This window comes from Desulfatitalea alkaliphila, from assembly GCF_022968795.1.
In the GTDB taxonomy this organism is placed as follows: domain Bacteria; phylum Desulfobacterota; class Desulfobacteria; order Desulfobacterales; family Desulfosarcinaceae; genus Desulfatitalea; species Desulfatitalea alkaliphila.
Map to the genome: position 1 here is coordinate 19,030 of NZ_JALJRB010000035.1, position 12,368 is coordinate 31,397.

General features: G+C 61.6%; 10 protein-coding genes and 1 riboswitch. Of the genes, 6 read left to right on the forward strand and 4 right to left on the reverse strand.

Translation table 11 applies throughout. The features are described 5' to 3' along the window. Positions 1 to 2 precede the first annotated feature (2 nt). Positions 3 to 1,574, reverse strand: coding sequence for a glycerol-3-phosphate dehydrogenase/oxidase (locus MRX98_RS19860; RefSeq protein ID WP_246914275.1), 1,572 nt, complete (start codon positions 1,572 to 1,574; stop codon positions 3 to 5). 342 nt (positions 1,575 to 1,916) lie between these two features. Here MRX98_RS19860 and MRX98_RS19865 point away from each other — a divergent pair, with 342 nt between their 5' ends. Beyond that, positions 1,917 to 2,315 carry a PilZ domain-containing protein gene (locus tag MRX98_RS19865; RefSeq protein ID WP_246914278.1) on the forward strand — a complete coding sequence of 133 codons (399 nt, stop codon included), beginning with the start codon at positions 1,917 to 1,919 and terminating at the stop codon, positions 2,313 to 2,315. Positions 2,316 to 2,335: 20 nt separating this feature from the next. Here the strand turns inward: MRX98_RS19865 and MRX98_RS19870 are convergent, their stop codons facing one another. Then, positions 2,336 to 4,540: an acetate--CoA ligase family protein gene (locus MRX98_RS19870; protein WP_246914280.1), complete on the reverse strand. Its 2,205-nt coding sequence runs from the start codon at positions 4,538 to 4,540 to the stop codon at positions 2,336 to 2,338. Positions 4,541 to 4,891: 351 nt separating this feature from the next. On the opposite strand from MRX98_RS19870, the gene MRX98_RS19875 reads away from it, so the two are divergent. The 4 genes from MRX98_RS19875 (at position 4,892) to MRX98_RS19890 (ending at position 8,045) form a co-directional block, all read left to right on the forward strand. Further along, entirely contained in the window at positions 4,892 to 5,173 is a 282-nt protein-coding gene (locus MRX98_RS19875) for a hypothetical protein (protein ID WP_246914282.1), read from the forward strand. 191 nt (positions 5,174 to 5,364) lie between these two features. After that, complete coding sequence (locus MRX98_RS19880; RefSeq protein WP_246914284.1) at positions 5,365 to 5,559, forward strand: hypothetical protein; 195 nt, start codon at positions 5,365 to 5,367, stop codon at positions 5,557 to 5,559. A 341-nt stretch (positions 5,560 to 5,900) separates the two neighbouring features. Further along, positions 5,901 to 6,440, forward strand: a complete 540-nt coding sequence (locus tag MRX98_RS19885) for an NUDIX hydrolase (protein ID WP_246914285.1) — start codon at positions 5,901 to 5,903, stop codon at positions 6,438 to 6,440. 33 nt (positions 6,441 to 6,473) lie between these two features. Then, positions 6,474 to 8,045, forward strand: a complete 1,572-nt coding sequence (locus MRX98_RS19890; protein WP_246914287.1) for an ASKHA domain-containing protein — start codon at positions 6,474 to 6,476, stop codon at positions 8,043 to 8,045. Between the two features lie 42 nt (positions 8,046 to 8,087). Here MRX98_RS19890 and MRX98_RS19895 read toward each other — a convergent pair whose 3' ends face one another. Both MRX98_RS19895 and MRX98_RS19900 read right to left on the reverse strand, forming a co-directional pair. Further along, a complete protein-coding gene (locus tag MRX98_RS19895) occupies positions 8,088 to 8,927 on the reverse strand; it encodes an MlaA family lipoprotein (RefSeq protein WP_246914289.1) in 840 nt (279 codons plus the stop codon). Positions 8,928 to 8,969: 42 nt separating this feature from the next. After that, a complete protein-coding gene (locus MRX98_RS19900; protein WP_246914296.1) occupies positions 8,970 to 9,584 on the reverse strand; it encodes an MlaC/ttg2D family ABC transporter substrate-binding protein in 615 nt (204 codons plus the stop codon). Positions 9,585 to 10,015: 431 nt separating this feature from the next. Then, a riboswitch (cyclic di-GMP riboswitch) is annotated at positions 10,016 to 10,093 on the forward strand. A gap of 82 nt (positions 10,094 to 10,175) precedes the next feature. Between MRX98_RS19900 and MRX98_RS19905 the strand changes: the two genes are divergently transcribed. Next, on the forward strand, positions 10,176 to 12,359 hold the full coding sequence (locus tag MRX98_RS19905; protein WP_246914298.1) for a diguanylate cyclase: 2,184 nt from the start codon (positions 10,176 to 10,178) through the stop codon (positions 12,357 to 12,359). Positions 12,360 to 12,368: the final 9 nt, after the last annotated feature.

A 12,368-nucleotide genomic window follows, 5' to 3' on the forward strand; every position in this document is an offset into this window, starting at 1 on the left:
ATTCAGTCCGATCCTTCGGGCAGGTAGGTGGCGGCAAGTTGCTGGAACGCGGCCACTTGACGATCCCGCCAGGCGGCATCTCTCCCCAATTCTTTGGCCATCACGGCGGCCACCCCGGGGGCCATTTCCCATGCGGCGCGGGCATCCAGCAAGAGGCTGCGGGTGCGCCGCGCCAGAAAATCGTCCACGGTGCGCGCCGCCTCGAAGCGGACCGCCCAGAGCACTTCGCCGGCCAGGGTCGGCATGCGCGGATGGAGGCGCTCGCGCCGTGCGGGATCGGCATCCAGCAGGTCGTTGAGGGCCGGGGCGTCGGCACCGTAGAGGGCCAGCGGACCGAATTTTTCGGGCGTTTTATGGTAGCCGTGGATATTGAGGGATTTGGTGGCGCAGGAGCGCAAGGGCAGATCGGTCAAGGCCAGGGCGTGGTCGATGCACTCTTCGGCCATCTGGCGGTAGGTGGTCCATTTGCCGCCGGCGATGGTGATCATGCCCGAGCGGGAAATGTGGATGGTGTGGTCCCGTGAAAGGGTGGCCGTGGGGGCGTCCTCGGCCGCCTTGACCAGGGGGCGGATGCCGGCGAACATGCTGCGGATGTCCTTCCGCGTGGGCACCTTCTCCAGGTAGGTGCCGGCGGTTTCCAGGATGAAGTCGATCTCCGGTGCCATCGGTCGCGGTTCAAGGTCGCATTGGGTGATGGGCGTATCGGTGGTGCCCACCAGGGTGGCGCCGAGGTAAGGAATGGCGAACATTACCCGGCCGTCCTTGGTGTGGGGGACCATGATGGCCGATTTGCCCGGCAGAAAGGATCCGTCGAAAACCAGGTGGATGCCTTGGCTGGGGGCGATCATGGCTTGGGCCTGCGCATCGTCCATGTGGCGCACATCGTCGGCGAAGGGGCCGGTGGCGTTGATTACCACCTTGGCGCGGACATGGTGCACCTCGCCGGTCTCGGCATCCGTGAAGGTCGCCCCTTCGACATATCCCTGGTCGTCCTTGATCAGCCGGGTGACCGGCGCGTAGTTGATCACGGTGGCACCCTGGTGTGCGGCAGTGCGGGCCAGGTTGATCAGTAGGCGCGCATCGTCGAACTGGCCGTCATGATAGATGATACCGCCGCGCAAGCCTTCCTGGCGAATGTTGGGAATGCGCTCCAGGGTCTCTTGCTTGGAGAGCCGTTTGGAGGGTCCGAACCCGTAGCGACCGGCCAGCAGATCGTACACTTTGAGGCCGATACCGTAAAAAGGGGCTTCCCACCAGTCGTAATTGGGGACCACGAAGGCCATGTCGTGGACCAGGTGGGGCGCGTTGGCCCGCAGGCAGCCCCGTTCTTTAAGGGCGTCCATCACCAGGGCGACATTGCCCTGCTGCAGGTAGCGCACGCCGCCGTGGATCAGCTTGGTGCTGCGGGAGGAGGTGCCCTTGCCGAAATCGTTCTGTTCGAGCAGCAGAATATCGTAGCCTCTCGCGGCGGCATCCACCGCAATGCCCACGCCCGTGGCACCGCCGCCGATCACCAGCATGTCCCATGGCGAAGTGCGGGCGGCCACCCGGCTCATCATTTCAGATCGATTCATAGCCTGTTCCTCTTTTCATCCCTTGTGGCGGGGTTCGGCGCTTGGGGCCGGACCATCATCGGCTTTGTACGAATGGTAACTTGGAACCGTCGAGGTGCGCAAGGGGAAGGAAGGAAAGAAAAATGGACAAGGGAGATGCGGCGACATTGCCGGTCGACCCATCGGGTGGTTGCCGGAGTGGCATGAGGTTTGCGTATTGTAGATGTCACATGGAACGGAAGAGGGTTTCATGAAGACCATGAATATCGTTAAGTGATTGTTGTTGCTATGTTTATGGCAACTGTGCGGATACGGGAAACACTCTCAAAATGAGTAGCCGACGACACAAAGGTGTGAAACGAAATGCTGGATCTGCGTAGAAAACATATGCGAACGGGAATGGAACTGCGGGCCTATCCGCGCATTGAGTTGCGTGCGCCCGTCACCCTTATCGGTAACGATTCACCGGCGCAGTTGATCGAGTTCAGTCTCGGTGGATTCTTCATCGAGATCGATACGGTCGCCCTGCCCAAGGTCGGGCAGCGGTTGAGCGTCGTGCTGCAACTGCCCGGCGAGCGCAACGGCCTGAGTGCCAGGGTCGAGGTGGTCTATAGCGACGTTGACGGTTTCGGTTGTCGCTTGCTTCAGCCCACGCCGGAGTTGCGGCGGGCGCTGCACAATTGCTTTCACATTTTCTCCGAAACCCTGCCCGTGGCGGACAGTGTTGCGAATCGGTTGCCATATCTCTCCGTGGCGGCTTAGGGCGAGCCCTTAGCCCAACCTCAATTGTCCCATTGTCGCTCCGACGTTGACTGCCCGGCGGCCGTTTTCTGGAAAGCGTGATAGGCCGCCGTTTTGGCCAGGGCTGACAGGGCGCGATCCAACCCCTCATACACCGGCACCCCCGCCTCCTTGAGCGTGGCTTCCAAGCGCTCGCGGGAGGCCTGGATGGCCGGGTTGGGCTGGTACTGGCGCCAGGCCACCACCAGGGGTTTGCCGTTGAGATATTGTCGGGCTTGATGGGCGACAAAGGCGGCGATCTTGTCGATGTGAGCGCCCGCTTCCATGTTTTGCAACCAGTCCAGGTGCAAGGAGAGAACGAACATGTCCAAGTCGTCCGCCTGCGCCAGCAACTGTAATGTCGGTCCCAGCAACTCCAGTTGAAGCAGCACAATGTGGGCGTCGATGGGATTGCGGATCATGTTGCCGGCCGGCGGGATGAAGCGGCGCAGCTGCTGCATCATTTCGTCCGTCAGGGCCGGTAGGGCCAACCCCACCCGGCTGCAACTGTCCGCGGCCGCCACACCGATGCCGCCGCCGGTACCCAATATGGCGACATTCCGGCCATGGCACGGGGGAAGGTAGTGCAAGGCCGCCGCCACTTCGGCCATCTCATCCAGGGTCGCCACCGGGACGGCACCGGTTTGCCGGAAAAAGGCGCGCCAGATCTTCTCGCCGCCGGCCATGGAACCGGTGTGGGAGGCCACGGTGCGGGCCCCCGATGCGGTCATCCCCCCTTTGAGGATCACGATGGGTTTGGTGCGGTTGATGGCTGTCACCTGTTCGCGCAGCAGGCGGCCGTCCTTGACGCCTTCCAGGTACATGGCGATGATGCGGGTTTCGTCGTCCTGGGCCAGGTAGGCCAGAAAGTCGGTACTGTCCAGGGTCAGGGCGTTGCCGTAGCTGAACACTTTGCTGAAGTGGAGCCCGAATTTGCGGACGGCGATGTTGCAGAAATCCTGGGCATGGCCGCCGGACTGACTGACAAAGGCCAGTGGGCCGCTTATGTCCGAGGCATTCACCCAAGTGAGCAGCCGCGACGCGGGCACATGGATGCCCATGCAGTTGGGCCCCACCACATGCAGCGCGCCTTCCGCGGCGATGGCCGCCAGCTCTTCCTGCAACCGGATGCCTTCCGGCTCGCCGGTCTCTTTAAAACCCGAGGAGAAAATGTGTACCCTTTGGTTGCCCGATGCGACGCAGTCCCGCAAGGCGGCGGGCACCCGTGGGCCCGGTACGGAGATGACCACCAGGTCCACCGGTTCGGGCAGGCTGACCAGATCGGGATAGGTTTGCACACCGTCGATTTCCGGCGTGTTGGGGTTGATGGGATAGAGATTGCCGGGAAAGCCGAAATTGCGGATGCAGCCGTACATGCCGGGAAATCCGTCCGGCTTGGGTCGCGAAGCCCCCACCACGGCAATGGAGCGGGGCCGGCACATGCGGTCCAAGGCGGCAATGATCGCTTGGGCGTCCTGACGTCGGGCTTCCGGAGCGGGGGATGCTGGATCGGGCGTGCTTTGCGCGGCGGTCAACACCACCAGGGCGTCCACGGCGGTCAAGCGGCCGTCCGCCCCGACAATCAGTGGATTGATATCCACCTCCGCGATCTGCGGGTGGTCCATGGCAAGGCGCGAGAGCCCGGTGAGGGTAGTGGCCAGTTGGTCCCGATCCACCGCCGCCTCGCCGCGAAAGGCCTCGAGAATGGCGGCCGCGGTCAACTCCTCGGCCATCTGCAGCGCTTGCCGTTCATCGATGGGGGCGATGCGAAACACCACATCGCCGATGGCCTCGGTGAAGATGCCGCCCAGGCCGAACATCACCACCGGACCGAATTGGGCATCGCGAAACAGGCCGGCTACCAATTCCCGCCGCCCGACCACCATGGGTTGGAGCAAGCACCCCTGCCAATCGTCGCCGCCGGCGGTGCGGATCGCCGCGAAGGCTTCCCGGACGGCATCCGCGCTGTCGAGCCCGATGTGCACCAGGTTGCGTTCGGTCTTGTGCGTCAGTCGGTCGCCGACCCCCTTGAGCACCACGGGGAAGCCCAAGGCCGCGGCATGGCGGCAGGCTTCGTCGGCGTTGTGCAGCACCGTTTCGCGAACCACCGGGATACCATAGTCTGCCAGCAACTGTTTCGACACCGCCTCGTTCAGCGTGTGTCGACCCGCTTGTCGAAATTCTGCTATTTGATGTGCCGTGTTCACTGAGCGCCCCTTCGATTGTGCAATATGGTCGAACATTGTGCGATGATACGACAGCATTTGAGCCGCCATTGCTTTTTGCAGGCTAATTTAAAGCGGGGGGGTTGTCAATTGGATATGCCAATGGATTGAAGCGTTAAGCGCCCATGGGAAACCCAGAGCCGGGGTAAGCATGGCAGATCACGAAAAGGGGGGCGGAAGGGCGGCGCGCGCAAAACGGCACAAGAATCGGCCTTGCCGGTGAGGGGCGTGCCGTAGTATAGGCCGCCATTGTGACAGGGCCCTTGGCCCCGAATGGATCAAAGGTGATCGCCGGCGGACCGGGCCGGTCGACCTTCTACTCCGGGAGATGGCATGACCCGACGTTCGAGATACCAAAAACCATCCCGCAGCGGTGGCAAACGACCGCTGACCTTTCGCTATCTCTTTTTCTACGCACTTTTCTGGCCGGACACCTACCGCATGCTCATCGGCTTGGCCGTCGGTTTCGTGTCGGCCCCCTTGCTGTACACGGACGACACCGGCCTTGGGACGAAACTACTGCTTTTTCTCATGATCGCCACCATCGGCTATGCCGTTTCGGGGATACCCGCACGCGCCATCGCCGCTTTCTTTCGGCGGCGCATCTTGCGTTAGGTGTGTGCGCGAAGACAGATGGCCCGTTGATCCATCTCCGTTTGCCCCCCTGCCCGTCCGAGGACGCTGTACGCAGCAACACCCACCTTGACAACTTTCCGGAAGCCATTAGCCTATCCATATGAGCGGAGTAAACCACTATTGAACGAGCCGCTCTGTACAAAGCGCAAGTACTGAAGGAGGATAATCCCATGAAACATATGCCATCCAGAGATACCACCGGAAAATGCAGAGGCGAGTGCCGCGATCGTGTTTTCGAGGGCGAGCGGGAGCGTCAGGCTCGGATCGATGCCAGCCGCTTCGGATACAGTGGTCCCGCTCCCAGCAGCCCTTCCTGGACTTCCAGCCGCAACGATCCACCGGGCGCCTTGGGCGGTCGCGTCTAAGCGGACACCTGCTATACCCATCGACTGCACACCGGCCGGGGCGGTTATTGCCGTCCCGGCCGGTTTATATTTTCATAACACCCGCCACCCCCCAACCATCTCTAACCGATAGAATTCCTTCAACTTAAAACTTAAAACTTTAAACTTGAAACTGCCCGCCAGGGGAAGGCGCCGCAGGACAATGGCTACTGATCAAAATCCTTTCCACTTGATTTATACATGCGATTGCCTTGCGGGACGGATGTATCGAGGTTGCCAAACGGACCGAAAATATGGCATCCATGCTTTTCGGCATCGACCACCTATTTATCGCAAGAATGCCGGGAAGGAGTCGCCAAGCGATGAATTTTTGTTCAAATTGCGGCGGCCGGGTTCACCTGCAAGTGCCCACCGGCGATGACCGGCCGCGCCATGTGTGTCAGGCGTGCGGGATGGTTCACTATCGCAATCCGCTAATGGTGGTGGGTTGCATTCCCCAGTGGGAAGACCGGATTCTGCTTTGCCGCCGCAACATCGAGCCCCGTAAAGGCAAATGGACCCTGCCGGCGGGCTACCTGGAAAACGGCGAGACGGTGATAGAGGGCGCCCGGCGGGAGACCTGGGAGGAGGCCGGCAGCCGGGTGGCGGATTTGGCGCCCTATCTGCTGTTCGACATTGTCTACGTCAACCAGGTTTACTTGATGTTCCGGGCGCAGATGGAGACGCCGGACTATTGCACCACCGACGAGAGTTCGGAAGTGGCCCTGTTTCACGAAACGGAGATACCTTGGCACGACATCGCCTTCCGGGTCATGGAAAAGACGCTGGCCCGCTATTTCGAGGATCGTTCGGTAGGCCGGTATCCGTTTCGGATTCGCCAGGTCACGCGGGCCCGGCAATGAGTGCCGTCTGCCGATGGAAAGGATGAGGAGCGCATGAAAGCGGCTGTTGGCCTGGATCACGCGCAGGGACCCGGCTGGGTGGCACGGTTTCAATTGACCCCGCCCTCGTTGCAGGACAATTCCGCCGATGCTGATCGCCTCTGCCGGGCGGTGCGACGGGAGCTGGGCGTGGATCACTGTCAGGTGGATCTGGCGTTGCTCAAACAGCTGCCGGGCATATTGCGCGAAGGGGGCTATGCGGTGCGGTGTGTCCTGTTTCGGGATGCCGGCGGCGGCCTGCTGGTACATGCGGCACCGGATGGCACCGATGCACTTGCAGCCGGTTTGGCGGTGGATTTGGGAACCACCCGGGTGGTCATGCGCCTGGTGGATCTGGAGCAGCGGCAGGTGTTGGCCGAGACGTCCTTCGACAACCCCCAGGCAACCGTCGGCCCCGACATCCTGGCCCGCATTCATTACGCCGAGCAGCCCGGCGGGCTCGCTCACCTGCAACAACTGATCGTGGACGGCATCAATCAACATCTCGACGGATTGTGCCGCTCTTGCCGCCTGCCCACCGACGCCGTCCACCTGCTGACCGTGGCCGGCAACACCGCCATGAGCCACCTGCTGGCGGGCCTGCCGGTGCGCTGTATCATTCGCGAACCTTACATTCCCGCCGCCAACCGTTTTCCGTTGATGACGGCGGCGCAGTTGGGCATTGGCGCCAATCCCGGCGCACGGGTCATGCTCTTTCCCGGCGTGGGCAGCTATTTCGGCGGGGATCTGATTGCCGGCATCCTGCAGACCGGTTTGCACCGTCGCGCGGAAACCGCCTTGCTGGTGGACGTGGGCACCAATGCGGAGGTGGTACTGGGCAATCGCGAGTGGTTGATGGCCTGTGCAGGCGCGGCCGGACCGGCACTGGAAGGCGGTGTCAGCCGCATGGGCACCACCGCCGCACCGGGGGTGATCGACCGGGTGCGCATCGATCCCGAGACCCGAACATTCGATTTGCACACCATCGAGGACCTGCCGCCCAGAGGGATTTGCGGGTCAGGGGTGATCGACCTGGCGGCCCAGCTTTATCTGGCCGGAATGATCGACATCCGTGGCAAACTGCGCCCCGAAACATGCGGTGACCGATTGCAGACGATAGAGGGGGCGGCCCATTTGACCATCGTGCCGGCCGAGGTCGCTGCCGGCGGCGAACCATTGCGCATCAGCCAGGCCGATTTGGACAGCCTCATGCGCTCCAAGGCGGCCATGTACGCCATACTGGAGACCATCACCACCGGCATGGGCCTCACGCCGGAAACCTTGCCCGCTTTTTTCGTGGCCGGCACCTTCGGTTCCTTCATTGACCCTCAATCGGCCATTGCCATCGGCATGCTGCCGGATTTGCCCCTGGAGCGGTTCCACCCCATGGGCAACACCTCCCTGGGGGGCGCCACCCTGGCCTTGGTTTCGCGAGAGGCGGCAACCGCCGTGGATGCCATCCGCGACGGGATCACTTACATGGAGCTGAACGTCAATCAGACCTTCATGAACCGCTTCTCGGCGGCCAAATTCATACCCCACACCGACACCAGCCGGTTTCCCTCGGTACCGCCACCACGTCGGTAGACAGCGGGTGGGCCGTGGCGTTTCAAGGCCGTCGGATGGACACTATCTCAGTTTGGATCGGCGCAGTTGGATATAGGCATCGCGCATGGCCTGGTAGGGGTCCAGGGCTGCGCTCTTGATGGCTTCGTAGTCGCCGATATGGAATGATACGGTGTTGATGCTGCGCAGGGCGAAAACCGCCAGGGACGCTTCGATGGGATCGATGTAGATGGTCGGGTTGAGCCAGCGGTCGCCGAAATAGCCGGCCGAATCGCGCAAGGTGGAGGGGCCCAGGACGGGCCAGACCAGATAGAAACCGTTGCCGATGCCATAGTGGCCCAGGGTGAGCCCCAGGTCGGTGGGCTCCGGATTGAGGCCCTCCACATCGGCGGCCGGATTGCCGAACCCCAGCACCCCCACCGTGCTGTTGAAAAGAAAACGGGCCACCTCTGCTTCGGCGGTCTGGAAACGGCCCTGCAGAATATTGTTGGCGATGCGGATGGGGGCCCCCAGATTGTTGAAGAAATTGCGCACGCCACTGCGGGCCGGGCGGGGAACCGCGAATCGGTAGCCTTGGGCTACCGGTTTGAGGACCCAGAAGTAGAGTTTGTCGTTGAAGACAAACATCGTGCGGTTGAAGGGTTCCAGGGGGTCGGCAACGGTGTAGAAAACACCCGCGCCTTCGTCATTCCAATCCAGATCGTCTTCCCACAACGACATGTCGTCGGACCCCGCGGGGGGCGTTGTTTCATCGGCAGTCGACAGGGCAACGCCCGTCGGGGTCGGAGCGGGGGCCGCGGTCGGATCGGACGGGCCCTTGGTGCGGTGTCCCGCACAACCGCTGAGAAGCGCCACCAGGCAGATGGCGATCAACACGGCCTTCAGAGAGATCGGTTTGGTCATGGGGCGTTGTCCCATACTTTGTTTCCGGGGGGTCGGGACCGGTTAACGCCCCTGCTCTTCAAGCCTTTGTTCCAGCCGTTGAATCAATGCCGCGGGGCTCTCTTTTTGCAGTATGGATTGGAATTGAACCCGGTAGTTTTGGACGATGCTGACGCCGTTTTCCACCAGGATGTCGTAGATCTTCCACTGGCCGTCGGTTTGCCGCATGCGGTAGTCAATGGGCATTTCGACCGCTTCGCGGACCAGTTTGGTGCGCACCAGGGCCAGCGGTTCGCGAACCAACTCTTGTACATATTCGATCTTTTCGTTCTGGTATTCGCCTTGTACCCGATCCAGATAGGTGTTGCCGAGAAAGCGGGTGAACACATCGGTGAAGCGCGCTTTCTCATCATCGGAAAATTCCTGCCACTTGGGTCCCACGGTGCGTCGGCTGATCTCCACGAAATCGAACATGGGGCTGGCGATTTCCCAGAGCCGGTCGCGTTGGGCCGCGCGATGGGCCGAATCGGCCCCGGCCGGATCGTTCAATACGGCGATCACTTGATCGATGCGTTCCCGGACGGTCTCCATGGGCGAAGGGGAGGCCACCGCCGCGGCGGCGGCGCCCACCCACAAGCTGAGTACGATCAAGGTTATAACCATCGGTTTGATCCCCATCGGTGCCTCCTTCCGGCTTCGCTTCCCGTTTGTGCGGCGGTTGCACGGGACGGGTGTACTATCCCAAACCATCCCGGCAAGTTAAAACCACTTTATAGGAAAGGAAAAGGATGGTGTCAACCGGGATCTGGTCGGCGTCCCGGGCGTGCCCCGGATGGTGCGGCCGCAAGCGCCTGCGTTGTAAGGAAGGGACGAGATGCGAAGGCGGAAAGTTTACAGTGCCGTATCGGCTTGCGCTCTCAAGAGGGTACCGGAAAGTGGAAAATCATTTCCCATTTTGGATGGAAATCGTTGCACATGCATGATGTGTTCGGCCATTGTAAACGTGGCGTATATCGATATTTGCAATGATTACAGATAGCAATGATGCCAAAGGCGTTCTGGTTGCATGTGGCACGGTTGTTGATAGACACTCTGTGGACGGAACGACATACCAGAACAGCCAAACTCCGGGTGACCGGAGGACGGAAAGTTACGGATCCATGGAAATGGATGGCCGAACTACCTGGTGATCACGATGTACAAACCGGATTGCTTGGCGGCGATCCGGTTTTTTTCGTGAATGGCGACCCGTAAGGCGGGGTCCACGGGATGGAATTGCGGAACGGTTTTGCAATGGTGCAGGGCGGGCGGTTGCCGGTAAACGAAACGGTGTCGGATGCAATGCCTCTGGAAGATTGGCAGCGGCTGCAAGACCTGACGGCCGTCATCGGTGGTGTGCAGATGGTGATGACCGATCTGCGGGGCGACCGACTGACGCTGCCGAGCAATGAATTGGCCGCCTGCCGGTGGCTGCGCCGTTTGGAAGCGGGTATCGTCGATTGCCATTGTCCGGATCGAACGCCGACCGGCCGCGATTCCTCTTCTCTTGCAACGCCCGCGCCCAAGAGGGATATCTGTATCGCTCTGGGCATCCAATGCGCAAAGGTGCCCATCAAGGTGCGGGGCGTTCACTGTGCCGACTGGTGGATAGCCTCCCATGGCGACGTATTGCCGGCCCGGGACCGCGTGACGACCTTGGCGCAACGGATGGGGGCCGATGAAAGGGCATTGTGGGAGGCGCTGCAGGTGAATCAGCGTCTGTCCACAAACGCCTTCGAAGCCTTTCTGACTTGGGTGACCACCTTTACCCAACTGCTGCTTCGCGCCGGAGAAGATGACGGGGCATGCTCCCCGACCGCAGCGTCGTTGCCCGGGCCTGCAAACCGCTTTGTCGATGCCCCTGTCCACGACCCCGGGGCGGAGGGCACCGACGCTCTGCTGCGGGCCAACAAGCGGTTGCAACTGGAGGTGCTGGAACGCGATCTGCTTGAAGAGCAGAATGCCCGCAAGGCGGCTTTGCTGGATGCCATGAACCGCGTATTACAGCAGACCCTCAACGGGCACTCCGAGCGGCGCCTGGCCACCATTTTTCTAGAGGCTGCCCAGCTGCTGACCCGCAGTCCCCTGGGGTTTTTGGTGCAGCGGCAGGACGAGCAGTGGCGGATCATGGCCGCCGGGCACTGGGCGGAAGACAAGCGCTACTTGTTGCTGCCCTACGAAAACCAAACCTTTCCTGTCGGCGGGGTGTGGCAGGAATTGATCAGAACCGGTACTGTTTTCACCATGCAGGGCAGGGTGGACCAGACCCAGTGGTACGCCTTGCCGGACGATTTTCCTGCGCTGGATCCGCTGATGGCAGTGGCCTTGCCCGCCCGGACAGGACTGGAGGGGTTCGTCGCGCTGGCCAACAATCGACAAGGATACGAAAGGGTGGACCAGGCCGATGTGCAAACCCTTTCCAGGGTCTATGCCGAAGCCCTTTTGCGCAAACGTTCGGAGAAGGCGCGGCGGGAAAGCGAGCAGCGGTTGCATCTGGCGCTGGAATCGGCCGACGAGGGGCTGTGGGACTATTTCCCGCAGACCGCCCGGATATACTACAGCCCCCGCTGGTTCAGCCTGTTGGGGTATGCCGCCGCCGATTTGCCCAATGAATTCATCACATGGCGCACCTTGACCCATCCGGAGGACTTGCCCCTTTTGGAAGGCACCTTCGAGCGGGTGGTCCAAGACGCCGAGGATGCCTTCCGCATCGAAATCCGCATGCTTTCACAAAGCGGTCAGTGGCGCTGGGTTCAGGTGCGCGGGCGCACGGCCGAGCGGGATGCCGAAGGGGGTGTGCGGCGGGTCGCCGGCACCTTGATCGATGTGAGTCAATACAAACAGATGGAACTGGCCCTGCAAAAGGCCAACCAGGAGCTGCAGCGGTTGGCGGCCCTGGACGATCTGACCCAAATCGCCAATCGCCGGCGTTTCGAAGAGCGTCTGGCCGAAGAGTGGCGCCGGGCGCGCCGCACCGATGCTTCCTTGGCGCTGATTCTTTGCGACATCGACTTCTTCAAATTTTACAACGACACCTTCGGTCACATTCGGGGAGACGAAACCCTGCATGCCGTGGCCCAGGCCATCAGCGGCGTGCTCAAGCGCCCCATGGATTTGGTGGCGCGCTATGGCGGTGAAGAGTTTGCCATTGTGCTGCCCGATACCGATTTGCAGGGGGCCTTGCGGGTGGCCGGGGAGGTGCGCGACACCATCAGAAGCCTGGGCATCGTCCACGGGGAGCCGGCGGCGTGCCCCACCCTCAGCCTGAGCTATGGTGTGGCCGCGTTGAAGCCACGGGAAGGGCTCAAGGCCAGAGCGTTGCTGGAGCGGGCGGATCGTGCCCTTTATCAGGCCAAGACCGATGGGCGGGACCGCATCGTATCGATGGATGCGGTGCCCGCCGGAACGACCTGAATCCGTTGA